Raw genomic sequence first — 16,280 nt, 5'->3', positions numbered from 1 at the left:
AGAGACCGCCATGACCACGGATCGAACCATCGTCGACGTCATTCCCACCGGCGATGCTGGGTCGCCCGCCGCGGCCCCAGCCGCTCCCGTCGTCTCCGCAAAAACCTGGCTTGCGGTGATCGGCTCCACGCTCGGCGCCTTCATGGCGGTCCTCAACATCCAGATCGTCAATGCTTCGCTTGCCGACATCCAGGGCGGGATCGGCGCGGGCATCGACGATGGCGGCTGGATCTCGACCTCGTATCTGATCGCCGAGATCGTGGTGATCCCGCTCAGCGGCTGGCTCGCCCAGGTATTCTCGGTTCGCATCTACCTGCTGACCAACGCCCTCCTCTTCCTGCTGTTCTCGGCAGCCTGCGCACTCGCGCAAGACCTCTCGCAGATGATCGTGCTGCGCGCCGTGCAGGGATTTACCGGTGGCGTGCTGATCCCCATGGCATTCACGCTGATCATTACGCTGCTGCCGAAGGCGAAGCAGCCGATCGGCCTGGCGCTGTTCGCGATCTCGGCGACGTTTGCGCCCGCAATCGGACCGACGATCGGCGGCTATCTCACCGAGAATTTCGGCTGGGAATACATCTTCTATGTCAACGTCGTGCCCGGCGCGGCCATGATCGCCATGCTGTATGTCTCGCTGGAATCGAAGCCCATGAGGCTCTCGCTGCTGCGCGAAGGTGACTGGGCGGGCATCATCACCATGGCGATCGGGCTCGCCGCGCTGCAGACCGTTCTGGAGGAAGGCAACAAGGACGACTGGTTCGGCTCGCCGTTCATCGTTCGTCTCGCCGTGATCGCTGCGATCGCACTGGCGCTGTTCGTCGCGATCGAACTCACCGCCGACAAACCATTGCTGAACCTGCGTCTGCTGGTTCGCCGCAATTTCGGCTTCGGCGTTCTCGCAAATCTTCTGCTTGGAGTCGCTCTCTACGGCTCGGTCTACGTCCTGCCGGTCTATCTCTCGCGCATCCAGGGCTACAATTCCGAGCAGATCGGCATGGTGCTGGCATGGACCGGGTTGCCGCAGCTCCTGCTGATCCCAATGGTGCCGCAGCTCATGAAGCGCGTCGACCCGCGTATCGTAATCGGCGCCGGCTTTGCGCTGTTCTCTGCCTCCAACTTCATGAACATCTACATGACCAATGACTATGCGGCCGATCAACTGTTCTGGCCCAACGTGATCCGTGCCTTTGGCCAGGCCCTTTGCTTCGCACCGCTTTCGGCGGTCGCCACGGCCGGCATCGAGTCCGAGAATGCCGGGTCTGCATCCGCGCTATTCAACATGACACGGAATCTCGGCGGCGCCATCGGCATTGCCGCGCTGCAGACGCTGCTCACCAAGCGCGAGCAATATCACTCCAACGTGCTGACGCAATCGGTGTCGATGTTCGAACAGGCGACCCGCACCCGGATCGAGCAGCTTACGCAGTATTTCATGAACCACGGCATCATCGATCGCGTCGACTCCACGCACCGCGCCTATGTGGCGATCGGCAAGGTCGTGCAGAAGCAAGCCTTCATCCTGGCCTTCAGCGACACCTTCTACGTGCTCGGTGCAGCCCTGATCATTGCGCTGCTGGCCGCGCTCCTGCTGAAGAAGTCCGGCCCGCTCGAGGCCGGCGGTGCCCACTGATCATCGTTCAACGCGCATCCCCAACGGAAAGGAAACTCCCATGTTGAAGAACAAGGTTGCCATCGTGACCGGATCGACCAGCGGCATCGGGCTCGGCATCGCCAGAGAGTTGGCCGGGCTCGGAGCGGACCTCGTCTTGAACGGCTTCGGCGATGCCGGCGAAATCGAGACAATCCGCAGCGGAATTGCGCGCGAGCTTGGGGTGCGTGTCGTCTACGACGGCGCGGACATGTCGAAGGCAGACGCCGTGCGCGGCCTGATTGCCGCGACGATCGACAAGTTCGGGCGCCTCGACATTCTCGTGAACAATGCAGGCATCCAGTTCACCGCGCCGGTCGAAGATTTTCCGGCCGCCAAGTGGGACGCGATTCTGGGCATCAACCTGTCGGCGGCGTTCCACGGCATCGCGGCGGCCGTGCCGCAGATGAAGACGCAGCGCTGGGGGCGGATCGTCAACATCGCTTCAGCCCACGGCCTCGTCGCGTCGACACACAAGGCGGCCTACGTCGCTGCCAAGCACGGGCTGGTCGGCTTGACCAAAGTGGTGGGCCTGGAGACCGCCGGAAGCGGCGTGACCTGCAATGCGGTTTGTCCTGGATGGGTACGAACGCCGTTGGTGGACAAGCAGATCGACGACATCGCGGCGCAAAGAGGCATCGGCCAAAAGGAAGCCGCCAGGGACCTGCTGGCCGAGAAGCAGCCATCCCTCGAATTCGTCTCTCCGGCACAGCTTGGGGCCACCGTGGCTTTCCTGTGCTCGGCCGCCGCCGATCAGATCACGGGCACAGCGATCTCGGTCGACGGTGGCTGGACCGCGCAATAGAGGCTCTCTCATGTTGCAAAGGTCGGCTGATTCATCTGACGACGCAGTGGAGCTGTCGCGCCTCGAGGCGCGGTTGCCACCGTTGCTCAGCGTCATCGCCGGAATGGTCGACTTCACCGGCTTCTCCACCCTCGGCCATATCTTCACGGCCCATGTGACCGGCAATATCGTGCTGGCCACCGTCGTTGCCGTCGACGGCGGCTCGTTTCATTGCGCCCAGTTGTTGGCGATTCCGGTCTTCGTGCTGGCCCTGGCCACCGTCGGGCTGATCGCCCGCGCTTCCCAGAGGCACGGGCCGAGTCTGGCGCGGCTGTTGCTTCTGGTTCAATTCCTTGTGCTTGCCGCGCTATTGATCTTCAGCGTCATTGCGAAGCCATCCATCGATCCGATTGGTGTGCGGGCCGGCTGGGCGGCGATGATGGCTGTGTCCGCCATGGCCTGCCAGTACGCGCTCCTTCGCCTCGCCGTGCCTGGCGCGATTTCGACGGCGGTGATGACCGGTAATCTCGCCAATGCCGTCTTGTCAGCGATGGACTTGCTCTCGGTGCGCCATCCCCTACTGCCGCACGATTCAACGCCGCTGCACCGCTCGCTGGATCGCTTGCTCGGATTTCTCCTGGGATGTGTCGTTGCCGCGGCCGCGGTTTCGTTGACGGGAGATTGGGCCTGGTCTCTCCCGACGGCGCTGGCTGCCGTTGCAATTGGGGTGCGTTAACGGCAGATGGCGGAGTACCAATCGTGACGCCAAGATGAGCCCTTTCATCGCAGCGAGCGCCGGTATCGACCGACTGCCTCATGGCCGACGCGTCAGAGGTTAGGTCATCCGAACCCAGGCACCTTTGCGTGTGGCGGACTTCACGGCAGCGTCGATGAACTTCACCCCTGCCAGGCCCTCCTCAACGGTTGGAAAGATCACCTCAGGATCCGGCTTTTGGCCGGCCTCTGCCGCGCGGATGGCGCGCGCCGCCTCGGCATAGATAGTCGCAAAACCTTCAAGGTAACCCTCGGGGTGGCCGGAGGGGACGCGGGTGACCCTACTCGCCTCACCCAAGGCGCCGGTGCCGCCCCGGGTCAGGAGCTGCTTCGGCCGGCCGTAGGGCGTGAACCAGAGATGGTTCGGTTTCTCCTGCGCCCATTCGAGGCCACCTTTGCTGCCGTAGACGCGCAAGGTGAGGCCGTTCTCATTGCCGACGGCGACCTGACTCGCCCAGAGCATGCCCTTGGCTCCGCCTTTCCACCTGAGCAGGATCTGGACATCGTCATCGAGGCGCCGTCCCTCAACGAAGGTCGAAAGTTGTGCGAGCAATTCGTCGAGCTCCAGCCCGGTGACGAAGCAGGCGAGATTGTAGGCGTGGGTACCGATGTCACCGATGCATCCACCGGCGCCGGACCGGGCGGGGTCCGTGCGCCATGCCGCCTGCTTGTGGCCGCTTGCCTCCAACCGCTCGGTCAGCCAGTCCTGGAGATATTCGGCATGGACCAGCCGAATCTCGCCGAGGTCGCCATTCGCGACCATGGCGCGGGCCTGCCGGACCATCGGATAGCCCGTGTAGTTGTGCGTCACCACGAACACCTTGCCGCTCTTCCCGACGAGCGCCACCAGCTCCTCGGCTTCCGCGACGGTCGTCGTCAGCGGCTTGTCGCAGATGACGTGGATGCCGGCTTCAAGGAAGGACTTGGCGACCGGGCCGTGCGTGTGATTTGGAGTTACGATCGAGACGGCCTCGATGCCGTCCGCTCGCGCGGCTTCGAGCTTCGCCATCTCTTCGAAGGAGCCATAGGCGCGATGGTCGGCAATGCCGAGCTCCTTCGCCGAGGCCTTGGCCCGAACCGGATCAGACGCGAGCGCGCCGGCAACGAGCTCGAACTGGTCGTCGATACGGGCCGCAATACGGTGTACGGCACCGATAAAGGCTCCCTGGCCGCCACCGACCATGCCGAGCCGGATACGACGATGACCGCCAGCTTCATTGCTTGCTTCGATAGCCATATTTTTCCCCTCGCTCAGGAGATGCCCAGCATCTTGCGGTTCGCCTGCTGGTTCGTACCGGAACCTGCGAAATCGTCGAACGCCTTTTCGGTGACGCTGATGATATGGTTTTCGATGAACTCCGCGCCCTCGCGTGCACCTTGCTCGGGATGCTTCAGCGCGCATTCCCATTCGAGCACCGCCCAGCTCCCGTAGTCGTACTGCGTCAATTTCGAGAAGATGGCGCCGAAATCGACTTGGCCGTCGCCCAGCGAGCGGAAGCGGCCGGCACGGTCGACCCAGCTTTGGAACCCGCCATAGACACCCTGGCGACCGGTCGGGTTGAACTCGGCGTCCTTGACATGAAAAGCCTTGATGCGGTCGTGGTAGATGTCGATGTAGTCGAGGTAGTCGAGCTGCTGCAGCACGAAGTGCGATGGGTCGTAGAGCAGGTTCGCGCGCTTGTGGTTATTCACCCGCTCGAGGAACATCTCGTAGGAGACACCGTCGTGCAAATCCTCGCCAGGGTGGATCTCGTAGGCGAGATCGACGCCCTGCTCGTCCGCATGGTCAAGGATCGGCCGCCAGCGCTTCGCGAGCTCGTCGAAGGCGGCCTCGACGAGGCCGGCCGGACGCTGCGGCCATGGATAGATGTAGGGCCAGGCAAGTGCCCCTGAGAAGGTTGCGTGCGCCGTGAGACCGAGACGCCTGGAGGCCAGGATCGCGCGCTTGACCTGGTCGACGGCCCACTCTTGGCGCGCCTTCGGGTTGCCGCGAACCTCAGGTGCAGCGAAGCCGTCGAACGCCGTGTCATAGGCCGGATGAACGGCGACGAGCTGCCCCTGGAGATGGGTCGAGAGCTCGGTGATACAAAGGCCGTGACGGGCTGCGATACCCTTCACCTCGTCGGCGTAGTCCTGCGATTCCGAAGCCTTCTTCAGGTCGAAGAGCCGCACATCCCAGCTCGGAATCTGGACCCCCTTGTAGCCAAGCGCGGCGGCCCATCCGCAGATCGAATCGAAGGAGTTGAACGGCGCCGCGTCGGCAGCGAACTGAGCGAGGAATATCGCCGGTCCTTTGATCATCTTCATCGAATGCTTCCTTCTACCCTGAACGCTCCAGCAGCACGCGCCCGCTGAGTTCGATACACCACCAAAAACTCGTCTCCCCTTGCTGGTTCCCGTAGACCGGGCGGGCATTTCACCTCAATGCTGAGATCGGGCAATCGCAGCCGGGCACAATCCCGGCTTCAGACCGTCTCCCCGCCACACAACGCCATCGCCTCGAGGTCGGACAGCGGAGCCGGTCGCTCGACGCGCACACCTTTGCCGACTTGATAGCTTTGCATCCAGCTGATCCTGCGCACGCTTGTAAGCTCGTTCGACGATCGACGTTCACGGTGCTCAAACCGCTGAAGACCCGCGCATCAACGACGGGTTCGAAATTACGGCAGATTGTCTCGCAGAAAAATGTCGATACGAATGCGCTCCTGGTCGGGGCTGATGGGCTCGCCCGAGCAATGCGCGAGCAGGACTCGCGCCGCAGACCGCGCCTCGTGGCCGGGATCCTGGTTGATGATTGCGTCGAGCGTGCCGTGGACCAGGAAACGCCGCGTATACCGGGTCAGCTCATGAGTGATCCAGACCACTTCGCGCGCGCGTCCCGAGCTCTCAAGCGCATCGGCGATGCCACGATTGCCGGCGCCGCAGCAGTAGATGCCACGAAGATCGACATGGCTCGCGAGCAGCGCGGCAGTGAGCTCCCTCGTGCGCGCGGCGTCGTCGCGGCCCTCGATGGCCGGTAACGCGAGCAGGTTCGGATACTCGCTGGACAGGATCTGGTGGAAGCCGAAATGCCGCTCGGTGTGATCGCGCAGCGACAACGATCCGGCGATCACGGCAACCGTTCCCTCGCGGCCCGCGAGGAAGCGTCCCATCAGCGTTGCCGCAGTTCGCCCCGCGGCCGGGTTGTCGATTCCGACATAATGGAGCCGGCGCGAGCTCGGCGCGTCCGACACGAGGGTCACCACGGCGACCCCGCGGGCGACGAGTTCGTCGATCGCCGCGCGCACCCTGGGATGGTCGAGCGCGATGACGGCGACCCCCTGATAGGCCGGCGACAGGTCTTCCAGCGCACTGGCGAGTACATCCGGATCGAACACGTCGACGTGGAGAATATCGATAAAGCCACGATGGCCGGCGAGCCAGTCCGCGGTGCGCCGGACCTGCTCGGCCAGATTGGTCATGAAGCTGTTGCTGCCGCTCGGCAGCACGAAGGCGAAGCGGAACGTCTGTCCGCGCGCGAGCCGCGCGGCCGCGACATCACCCCGATAGCCGAGTTTTGCCACCGCGGCCTCGACACGCGCGACGGTCTTGGCGCGCACGCCCTCGCGCCGGTTGACGACGCGGTCGACGGTGGCGAGCGAAACGCCCGCCGCACGCGCGACGTCCTCCAGCGTGGCGCGAACCGCCGGCTGCGTCGCACCGGCTGTCATTCCCGCGCCGCCCACAACATGCCGCGCGTCATCAACGTTCGGATCTCCGGTACGTCGAGCTCGTAGGCGCGGTGGCCGAGCGAGGAATAGAACACCCTGCCCGTCCCGTAGAGCTTCTTCCAGACCACCGGCATGACCACGCCCTCGATCCAGGGCGCGTGCTCGCCGGTGAAGGTCGTCGTCGCCAGCACCTCATTGGCGGGGTCAACATGCATGTAATACTGCTCTGAACGATGCTCGAAACTCTTCAGACCCTTCATGATGGGATCATCCGGCTTCGTCAAGTCGACCTTGTAGTCGATGATGTTGCCGGGATGCGCAACCCACTGTCCGCCGCACAGGAATTGGTAATCGACGGAATCGCGGAACGCGTCGCACATGCCGCCATGATGGCCGGCGAGACCGACACCGCTGCGCACCGCCGCGCAGAGATTGAGCGCTTCCGCCTTTTCGATCTTCGACATGGTGTAGATCGGGATGATCAGCGACAGATCGTGAATCGCGGGGTCGGCGAACGCCGCGGTCGTGGTTTCGATCCGCACCTCGAAGCCTTCCGCCTTGAGCCAGCCGCGGATCATCGAGGCACACAGGTCCGGATCGTGTCCCGGCCAACCGCCCCAAACAATCATTGCCTTGCGCATGTTCATGTCCTCAGTCGATCTGTCCGGTTTCGCGTCCGGCCGGCAGCATCGCCGGCCGCTCGACGCGGCTCTCGATCTCGACGCGCCGCCCTTCGTCGGCGGAGGTCTGGAACGCCTCCATCACCTCCAGCACGTGGAAAGCCAACGCACCGCTGGCGCGGTGCGGCCGGTTGTTCAGGATCCCGGCAGCCATGTCGGCGACACCGATCGAGCGAAACTCGCCGTCGACGTGGCCGTGCGTCAGCGGCGCCGTCTCCCATTCACCGCCGGTCCTCGCCACCTGCACCTCGCCGCCGAACCGGTTCGGGTCCGGCACCAGCATGCTGCCTTTGTCGCCATAGATCTCGATCGGCGCGTGCCGGTGCTTCGGCACGTCGAAGCTCATGGCGATCGAGACGACCGCCCCGCTCTCGAATTCGAGCGTGCCCGCCACATGGGTCGATACCTCGACGGGAATCAGTGTGCCGTTCATCGGCTGGCTGGTGACCAGACGCTCGGATTTCGGGCGCGAGGTCGAGCCCATCACGCTCACGACCGGGCCGAGCAACTGCACGAGATCGGTGACGTAATACGGTCCCATGTCCAGCATCGGCCCGCCGCCGCGCAAATAGTAGAAGCCCGGCGCCGGATGCCAGCGCTCGTGACCGGGACAGCCGAAGAAGGCGCTGCCCGCAACGGGCGTGCCGATCGCACCGTCGTCGATCAGCTTGCGCGCGGTCTGGTGTCCGCCACCGAGGAAAGTGTCGGGCGCGCAACCGACGCGAAGGCCTTTCTGCGCGGCGAGGTCCATCACCTTGCGGGCTTCCGCGACGTTGATGCCGAGCGGCTTCTCGGAGTGGACGTGCTTGCCGGCATTGAGCACCGCGAGACTGACGTCGGTGTGGGCGAGCGGCACCGTTAGATTGATGACGATCTCGACGTCGTCACGCTTCAGCAACTGATCGACCCGCACCCCCGGCAGGCCGAAGGCTGCGCCCTGGCGTTCCGCGGCATCGCTGCGCATATCGGCGAGCGCTTTGATTTCCATGACCGGGAAGCGCTGGGCCGCCTTCAGATAGGCGGTGCTGATATTGCCGCAGCCGATAATTCCAACACCTACTTTTCTCATTGTGATCTCCGTGAGATGCCGTTCATCCCTTGACCGCGCCCGCGGTGAGGCCGGCGACAATGTGCTTCTGCGCCAGCAGGAAGAGAATGACCGTCGGCAGGATGGTCAGCGTGATGAAGGCCAGGATCAGGTGCCACTCGGACGAATACTCGCCTTGATAGACCATGATACCGAGCGGCCAGGGATAGAGCGCGTCGGTATTGAGCATCACCAGCGGCAGCAGATAGGCGTTCCAGCTATTGACGAAGGTGATGGTGCCGACGGTCGCCAGGATCGGCCTTGATAAGGGCAACGTCACATAACGGAAGAACTTGATATAGCTGCAGCCATCGACCAGCGCAGCCTCCAGCAGTTCATAAGGGATGTCCTTGAAGAAACGTCGCAGCAGCAGCACGCTCATCGCGAGGCTGAAGGCCACCTGCGGCAGCGCAACGCCAAAATAGGTATCGAGCAAGCCGAGATCTCGCACCTTGATGAAGAGCGGCAGCACCGCGGTCGCGGCGGGAAACAGCAGGCCGAGCGTCAGGTAGCTCAGCAGCATCGAGCTGCCGTAGAACTTGACGTGGGCGAAGGTGAACGCCGCCATCGAGGCCACGATCAGGGTCAGGATCACCGCAAGCGTCGAGATGACCAGGGAGTTGCGGAGCAGTTGCCAGTAGCGCGCCGAGAACAGGATGTCGGCATAGTTCTGCCATTCCCAGTGCCTGGGCAGGCCGAACGGATTGACGCGCAGCTCACCGAGCGACTTGAAACCGCCGAGCAGGGTCGCAAGCAGCGGCACCAGCACGAGGACGGCGATCACGGCGAGAAACAGCGCCTTGAACAGGATGGCGGGATCGAACGGCGTACGGGTGGTCTCGGCATCATTCATCGCGCATGAACCAACGCTTGTAGGTGAAGGCAAAGGTCACGCAGATCACGAACAGGATGACGCCGATGGCGCTGCCGTAGCCGACGCGCATGCGGGAGATGCCGTTGTTGTAGAGGAAGCTCACCATCGTGTTGGAGGAATCCGCGGGTCCCCCGCGCGTCAACGGCATGACGAGATCGAAAAGCTGCAGCGAGCCGATGATGGCGAAGAACACCGAGAGCCGGATCGTCGGATAGAGCAGTGGAACGACGACGTGGCGGAGCGTCTGAGACCGCGTCGCGCCGTCGATGGTGGCGGCCTCGACCAGGCTCTTGTCGAGCCCCTGGAGTGCGGCGATGAACAGCATCATGTGGAAGCCGAAATACTTCCATACGACGACGATCAGCACCGCCAGCATCGCCGTATCGGTCGAGGCCAGCAGATGCGGCGGCTCGGCGCCGAAGGTGCGCCAGATCGAGGCGACCAAGCCATAATCGCCGTCATAGACGAATGAGAAGATCAGCCCGGTTGCGATCTCGGCCAGGATATAGGGCATGAAGAACAGCATGCGCAGCGCCACTGCGCCGCGAAAGCGCTCGGCGAGCATCAGCGCGAGCGTGAGCGCCAGCGGCAGCTGGATCAGCACCGAGACCGCGATGATCAGCCCGTTGTTGCGCAGCGCGAGCCAGAAGGCGCGTGTCTCCAGCACGAAGCGGTAATTGTCGAAGCCGATCCAGTTGGTCGGCCGGCCAAACCCGTTCCAGCTGAAGGCCGAATACCAGGCGGCCTCGCCGATCGGCAGGACCACGAACAGCGTAAACAACAGCAGCGCCGGCGGCAGGAACAGGATCAGCACCGTGAAACGGCCGTCCCACCCTGGACCGCGGACCGCCGTCGGCGAGAACGATGTCTGCGCAACGCTCATCGCCGGCGCGCTCGCGATCCGTCGCGCCACCGTCAGTTGCCCTGCTTCCAGGCCGCCTCGATCGCCTTGGCGGCGTCCTGCGGGCTCATGCTGCCGCCGGCGATTTCGGCAGTAACATCGTTGACGACGCGACCGACCGAGGGGCCGAGGCTCTGGTCATAGAAGTTCTGGTGGTAGTTCGACTTCGTCAGGTTGGCCGCGATCAGCTTCATGAAGGAATTGTTGAGGCCCGCATCCGCGCCCTGCACCACCGGAATGATGAAATTGCCCGCCGCAAGCCGCGTCTGCACGTCCTTCGAGACGAAATACTTCAGGAAATCGACCGCCTCCTTCGGCGAGTCCTTGGTAATCAGCCAGCCGGTGATGCCGCCGAGCGTATCCGTCGGCGCACCCTTGCCGCCCGATACGACCGGAAAGTCGAACCAGCAGATCTTGTCCTCGCTCAAGCCGACCTTGTCGGCGGCAAGCGCGCGCTGCAAGTGATAGACGGTGCTGATGGCGAGCGTCATTGCCGCCTTGCCGTCGCCCAAATAGCCGACCGCCTGCGGATTCTTGAAGCCCAGGAAACCGTTCTGGAACGGCTGCAGATCGACGAGCTGCTTGAACAGCTCGCCGGATTTCTGGAAGGTTTCGCCGGCGAAGCCGCCATTCTCGCCGCGCAGCGCCGCGTCGAAGGCCGGCTTGCCGCCGATCCGCACGGCGAGATGCGTCCAATAGAAGTGCAACGGCCATTTGTCGGCGCCGCCGACCACGATCGGCGTAACGCCGGCGGCCTTCAACGCCTTGACGGCGGCAAGCAGGTCATCCCAGCTCTTGATCCCCGCAGGATCGACCTTCGCCTTGGCCATCAGTTCCCTGTTGCAGAGGAAGCCGACCTGCGACAGCGCGGTCGGCAGACCATAAACGCGGCCATTGCTGGTGAAGGCGGCCAGCGCAGCCGGCGTGAGACTGTCGCTGTAACCCTTCACGGAATCGGTGATGTCGTCGAGGACACCAGCCTCGATCTGCGTCTTCAGAACGCCACCGGCCCAGCTGTAGATGATGTTCGGCCGATCCCTGGATTGCAGGATGGTCGGCAGCTTGGCCTTGTAGGCCTCGTTCTCGAGAAACTGCATCTCGACCTTGACGCCCGGATGCGACGCCTCATAGGCACGCGCAACCTCCTCCCAGATCTTCACCTGGGCCGGATTGGCCTCGATGTGCAGCCATTTCACGGTTGTGTCGGCTGCGGCAGAGTTGGCCCAAAGCAGGCATGCGGCAGCGGCGAGTCCCAGCTTCCCGAGCAGTCTCATCACATCCCTCCCAACAGGCTCTTATTTCTTTGGCTGCAATCCTGCCTTCGATTTTTGAGGTACGCAACTAAAATTCTGATCTATGAACCTCACGACCGAAATGGCTAAGGTCTGCGGCAGAATCGGGCGACGCCTCGCACCGCCCACAACGCAACACAAGAGGTGCCCATGGCCGCCGTTTATTCCGACCTCGCCGGCAAGGTCGTTCTCGTCACCGGTGGCGCATCGGGAATTGGCGCTGCGATCGTGCGGCGCTTCGCGCAGCAGAAATCCAACGTCGTATTCTTCGACATCAAGACCGACGAAGGCCAACGCCTCGCACGCGAGTTGTCGGATCAAGGTCTGGCTGCGCATTTCCAGCGCGTCGACCTGACCGACATCGCCGCGTTGCGCGCGGGTGTCGCGGAGGCGCGAAACGCGCACGGCGCGATCAGTATCCTCGTCAACAATGCCGCGCATGACGAACGGCACGAGACCGAGGGGGTGACGCCGGAGTATTGGGACGACCGCATCGCGGTGAACCTGAAGCACCAGTTCTTTGCGGCGCAAGCCGTGCTGCCGGACATGAAGGCGGCGAATGCCGGCGCCATCATCAATTTCGGCTCGGTGTCATGGATCGCCGGACAAGGCGGCATGGCCGCGTACACGGCAAGCAAATCCGGCGTCATCGGCCTCACGCGCTCTTTGGCGCGCGACTACGGTCCCTACAATATCCGCGTGAACGCGATAGCGCCGGGCTGGATCATGACCGAGCGCCAGCTCGAGAAATGGATGACGCCACAGGGAGAGGTCGAGCTGATGCAGCGGCAATGCCTTAAGCGCAAGCTCGTACCCGATGAGGTCGCCAAATTCACCGTCTTCCTCGCGTCAGACGAGGCCTCCGCCTGCACCGCTCAGCACTACATCGTGGATGGCGGCTGGGTGTGAGATGCTTCGAGTTGCACCGCAAAACCACTTGCGCCGCAACATTCAAAAATGAGACTGCCCGTCAAACCGGACGAGGCGCCCACGCAGGCGCCGCGTTCGACTTCGGCTAGCTTCCCTCCAAAGCCGCGGGCCGTTCGAGAGCCACGGGCGTCGCGCCCGGTTCGGCGCGGCAACAAAGCGACGACACAGGGAGGAGCACAATGTCGAAATGCAGTATGGGACTGCTCGCGCTGAGCAGTCTGTTTCTTTCGGGCGCAGCGATCGCCCAGGAAAAGATCAAGGTCGGCGTCACCGCAACGCTCGAAGGCACCTACACCGTGCTCGGCGAAGACGGTATCCGCGGTTTCCAGACGGCGCTCAACGTGCTCGGCAAGAAGGTCGGCGACAAGGAGCTCGAATTCGTCATCGCGTCCACCGACGCGACGCCCGATTCCGCGGTTCGTGCCGTGCGAAAACTGATCGAGCAGGACAAGGTGCAGATCCTGTTGTCGCCGCTGTCTGGTGACGAAGGCATCGCCGTCAAGAATTTCGCAAAGACCCATCCGGAGCTGACCTTCATCAACGCCGCTTCGGGTGCCCAGGAAACGACCTATGTCGACCCCGCCCCGAATTTCTTCCGCTACAATATGGACGGCGCACAATGGCAGGTGGGCCTCGGCAAATACGCCTATGAAGAAAAGAAGTATCGCAAGATAGCGACCGTCGGCGAGGACTACTCCTTCATCTACACCCAGGTGTTCGGCCTCGTGCTCGAGTTCTGCGGCGCCGGCGGACAGGTCACCAACCGGCAATGGGTGCCGCTCGGCACCAAGGACTTTGCCTCGGTCATCGCGGCGCTGCCCGACGATGTCGACGCGATCTATCTCGGCCTCGGCGGCGCCGACGCCGTCAACTTCCTCAACCAGTACCAGCAGGCCGGCGGCAAGGCGCATCTGATGGGTGGCTCGATCATGATCGACCAGACCATTCTCTCGTCCAAGGGCAACGCCAAGAACGCGCTGGTCGGCACGCTGGCCGCGAGCGGTCAGGCCGATACCTGGGAGGATCCAAGTTGGCAGAAGTTCGTCAAGAACTATCAGGACGCCTTCCCGCCGAACAAGCGCTTCCCGAGCCCGTCGCTGCTCGCCACCAACTATTACGACTCGACCATGGCGCTGATCCTGGCGCTGCGTCAGGTCAATGGCGATCTCTCCAACAACCAGGCCAAGTACAAGGAAGCCCTTGCCAAGATCGAGCTCGACGCGCCCAACGGCAAGATCAAGCTCGACTCCAACCGACAGGCGATCGGCACAAACTTCGTCACCGAAGTCGTCGACGACGGCAAGGGCGCGCTGTTCTCGAAGGTCGTGAAGGTGATTCCCAACGTCAACCAGACGCTGGGCTACGACCCTGCGGTATTCGCCAAGATCGGTTTGCCAAGCCGTACAGTACCAGAATGTAAGAAGTACTGACGTAGTCTCGTTCGCGAGCGATGACTGACCGGGGAGAGATTTGCAAAGAGCGCGACTCCTGCGCCCTTGCATTCTCTCCCCGGTTGTTGAACGCTATAAAAAAAAACAAGAGCTTCTGGGAGGGAAGGCATGAGCCGGGCGCTCGCCGTCTTCCACGGCCGCTTCGGCCGGGCGACGGTCTATCAGTTGAACCGCCCTTTCAACATCCACGCGCATCGTGAAGGTCATTTGATCTTCCATGTCGGGGGGCGTCCCGCATGCATCGATGTCAGCGATGGACGTTACGAGCTCACCGAAGGTTCCGTCGTCGCGGTCAATCCATGGGAGCCGCATAATTTCCTGCCGTCCGATCTCGAAGGCGGCGCCGTTTTCTTCGTGCTCTATGTCAATGCGGAGTGGTTTGCGCCCGATGCACCGGGTACCGACCGCCTGCGCTTCGGCCGTACCCAGTTCACGCGGTCGATCGCACTGGACAAGCATATCAGGCACGCAGCCGCCCTCGTGTGCGGCGCACCCTCGCTCAATAGCCTCGATGGCGAGCTGAGAAGGCTGATCGACATCTGCTACGACGAGAGCTGGCAACAGGCGGAGGCCGCGCGCGATCCGCGCGCAAACGGCTCCGTCACCGATTTTCGCGTGCGCAAGTGCATCAAGATGATGTCGGAAAGCCCCGGCGCCGAGATCGAGCTCGACACCATCGCCCGCGAATCCGGCCTGTCGCGACCGCATTTCTACCGCCTGTTCCGTACCCAGACCGGCGTCACTCCGCACCTCTATCTCAACACGCTGATGATGGAGCAGGCGCTGGAGGCGCTGGTGGCGAGCGAGGCGCCGATCGCCGATATCGGCTTCGATCTCGGCTTCTCCTCGCAAAGCGGTTTCACGCGCTTTTTCGCCGCCAATGTCGGGATGGCCCCGACCGATTATCGCCGCGCCGCCAAGGTTTTGCGAGCCTGAGGGGCGCGCGAAAAGATACTGTCGATCAAGCACCTCCCTTGCAGTCTCATTAGGATGTGCGGAACGCGGTCCCGAAAAGAGGATCGCGCTCGATAGGGAGCGCACGTTCATGGCAGGGCTTGCGGCCGGTGACGGTCTGCGTGCTCCCTCGCCCTGCTTTTGGGGCGAGAGTTGGAGTGACGTTAAGACGGAGCGGCAATCATGACCCGCTTTGTCGAGCGCCATCCCGCCTGGGCGCTGATCGTCATCATCGCTGTCGCCGTGGCGCTTTGGCTCATCTTCGCGGTGTGGCCGCCGGCACTGGAAGAGACAATCGGCCGCAAGCGGGTCTTCCTCAATGCGCTCTTCAACGGCATCACGCTTGGCGGTCTGTATTTTCTCGTGGCCAGCGGCTTTACGCTGATCTTCGGCCTGATGCGCAACGTCAACCTCGCGCACGGCTCGCTCTATCTGTTCGGCGGCTATGTCGGCTATGCCATCAGCGCCTCGACCGGCTCCTGGATCCTTTCGTTCATCGTCGCCTTCTTCATGACTGCACTGGTTGGCGTCCTGCTCCAGGTTCTCGTCTTCCGCCGCATGGAGGGCCAGGATCTGCGCCAGACCATGGTGACCATCGGGCTCTCGATCGTGTTCGCCGATCTGATGCTGTGGGCCTGCGGCGGCGACTTCTACCAGATTCAGACCCCGAACTGGCTGATCGGCCCGATCGAGCTGCCGCTGATCACCGCGGTGAAATCCTCGGGCGAGCCAGTGTACCTGCGCTATCCGCTGGTGCGGCTCGTGATCTTCCTGGCTTCCGTCATTATCGGCATCGCGATGTGGCTCGCGCTCAACCGCACCCGGATCGGGATGATCATCCGCGCCGGCGTCGACGACCGCGACATCCTCGCCGCAACCGGCGTACGCATCCAGATCGTCTTCGTGCTCGTGTTCGCGCTCGGCGCAGGGCTTGCCGGCATCGCCGGCGTCGTCGGCGGCACTTTTCAGTCCCTCTCGCCCGGCGAGGACATCCGCTTCCTGCTCGCCTCGCTCGTGGTCGTGATCGTGGGCGGCATGGGCTCGATTCCCGGCGCCGCGCTCGGCGCGCTGATCATCGGCCTCGCCGAGCAGCTCGGCTCGGTCTACATCCCGACCTACGCCATCGTCGTGACATTCCTGATCATGGTGCTGGTGCTGGCGCTTCGGCCGCAGGGCCTGCTTGCGAGGCGCTGAC

At 63.2% G+C, this 16,280-nt stretch carries 15 protein-coding genes; 7 read left to right on the top strand and 8 right to left on the bottom strand.

Translation table 11 applies throughout. The features are described 5' to 3' along the window. Window positions 1-10: 10 nt before the first annotated feature. From JQ572_RS11945 to JQ572_RS11935, 3 genes are read left to right on the top strand one after another with little or no spacing between them, the layout of a single operon-like run. Complete coding sequence (locus tag JQ572_RS11945; protein WP_211383202.1) at window positions 11-1,630, top strand: MDR family MFS transporter; 1,620 nt, start codon at window positions 11-13, stop codon at window positions 1,628-1,630. A gap of 40 nt (window positions 1,631-1,670) precedes the next feature. Next, entirely contained in the window at window positions 1,671-2,453 is a 783-nt protein-coding gene (locus tag JQ572_RS11940) for a 3-hydroxybutyrate dehydrogenase (protein WP_211383201.1), read from the top strand. 10 nt (window positions 2,454-2,463) lie between these two features. Next, a complete protein-coding gene (locus tag JQ572_RS11935) occupies window positions 2,464-3,168 on the top strand; it encodes a DUF1275 family protein (RefSeq protein WP_211383200.1) in 705 nt (234 codons plus the stop codon). 99 nt (window positions 3,169-3,267) lie between these two features. Here JQ572_RS11935 and JQ572_RS11930 read toward each other — a convergent pair whose 3' ends face one another. The 8 genes from JQ572_RS11930 to JQ572_RS11895 form a co-directional block, all read right to left on the bottom strand. Continuing rightward, a complete protein-coding gene (locus JQ572_RS11930) occupies window positions 3,268-4,443 on the bottom strand; it encodes a Gfo/Idh/MocA family protein (protein ID WP_211383199.1) in 1,176 nt (391 codons plus the stop codon). 14 nt (window positions 4,444-4,457) lie between these two features. After that, entirely contained in the window at window positions 4,458-5,513 is a 1,056-nt protein-coding gene (locus tag JQ572_RS11925) for a sugar phosphate isomerase/epimerase family protein (protein ID WP_211383198.1), read from the bottom strand. A 353-nt stretch (window positions 5,514-5,866) separates the two neighbouring features. Continuing rightward, window positions 5,867-6,916, bottom strand: coding sequence for a LacI family DNA-binding transcriptional regulator (locus JQ572_RS11920; protein WP_211383197.1), 1,050 nt, complete (start codon window positions 6,914-6,916; stop codon window positions 5,867-5,869). Further along, window positions 6,913-7,557 carry a ThuA domain-containing protein gene (locus tag JQ572_RS11915; RefSeq protein WP_211383196.1) on the bottom strand — a complete coding sequence of 215 codons (645 nt, stop codon included), beginning with the start codon at window positions 7,555-7,557 and terminating at the stop codon, window positions 6,913-6,915. Before JQ572_RS11915 ends, JQ572_RS11920 begins: the two co-directional genes overlap by 4 nt. 10 nt (window positions 7,558-7,567) lie before the next feature. Next, the gene (locus JQ572_RS11910; RefSeq protein WP_211383195.1) at window positions 7,568-8,665 is read right to left on the bottom strand and encodes a Gfo/Idh/MocA family protein; all 1,098 of its coding nucleotides are present in this window, start codon (window positions 8,663-8,665) and stop codon (window positions 7,568-7,570) included. Between the two features lie 22 nt (window positions 8,666-8,687). Beyond that, entirely contained in the window at window positions 8,688-9,536 is an 849-nt protein-coding gene (locus JQ572_RS11905) for a carbohydrate ABC transporter permease (RefSeq protein WP_211383194.1), read from the bottom strand. Next, window positions 9,529-10,470: a carbohydrate ABC transporter permease gene (locus JQ572_RS11900; protein ID WP_211383193.1), complete on the bottom strand. Its 942-nt coding sequence runs from the start codon at window positions 10,468-10,470 to the stop codon at window positions 9,529-9,531. The genes JQ572_RS11905 and JQ572_RS11900 overlap by 8 nt, the downstream gene beginning before the upstream one ends. Window positions 10,471-10,472: 2 nt before the next feature. Beyond that, window positions 10,473-11,732: an extracellular solute-binding protein gene (locus JQ572_RS11895; protein WP_211383192.1), complete on the bottom strand. Its 1,260-nt coding sequence runs from the start codon at window positions 11,730-11,732 to the stop codon at window positions 10,473-10,475. Between the two features lie 168 nt (window positions 11,733-11,900). Here JQ572_RS11895 and JQ572_RS11890 point away from each other — a divergent pair, with 168 nt between their 5' ends. From JQ572_RS11890 to JQ572_RS11875, 4 genes are all read left to right on the top strand, one after another. Continuing rightward, window positions 11,901-12,659, top strand: coding sequence for an SDR family NAD(P)-dependent oxidoreductase (locus JQ572_RS11890; RefSeq protein ID WP_211383191.1), 759 nt, complete (start codon window positions 11,901-11,903; stop codon window positions 12,657-12,659). A gap of 200 nt (window positions 12,660-12,859) precedes the next feature. Beyond that, on the top strand, window positions 12,860-14,110 hold the full coding sequence (locus JQ572_RS11885; protein ID WP_211383190.1) for an ABC transporter substrate-binding protein: 1,251 nt from the start codon (window positions 12,860-12,862) through the stop codon (window positions 14,108-14,110). Between the two features lie 129 nt (window positions 14,111-14,239). Then, window positions 14,240-15,067: a helix-turn-helix transcriptional regulator gene (locus JQ572_RS11880; protein ID WP_211383189.1), complete on the top strand. Its 828-nt coding sequence runs from the start codon at window positions 14,240-14,242 to the stop codon at window positions 15,065-15,067. A gap of 201 nt (window positions 15,068-15,268) precedes the next feature. Then, window positions 15,269-16,279, top strand: a complete 1,011-nt coding sequence (locus JQ572_RS11875; RefSeq protein ID WP_211383188.1) for a branched-chain amino acid ABC transporter permease — start codon at window positions 15,269-15,271, stop codon at window positions 16,277-16,279. Window position 16,280: the final 1 nt, after the last annotated feature.

Source organism: Bradyrhizobium sp. SZCCT0153, from assembly GCF_018129995.1.
Lineage (GTDB): Bacteria > Pseudomonadota > Alphaproteobacteria > Rhizobiales > Xanthobacteraceae > Bradyrhizobium > Bradyrhizobium japonicum_G.
The sequence above is the reverse complement of the archived record's forward strand: the minus strand, read 5'-3'. Positions and strand labels throughout refer to the sequence as shown.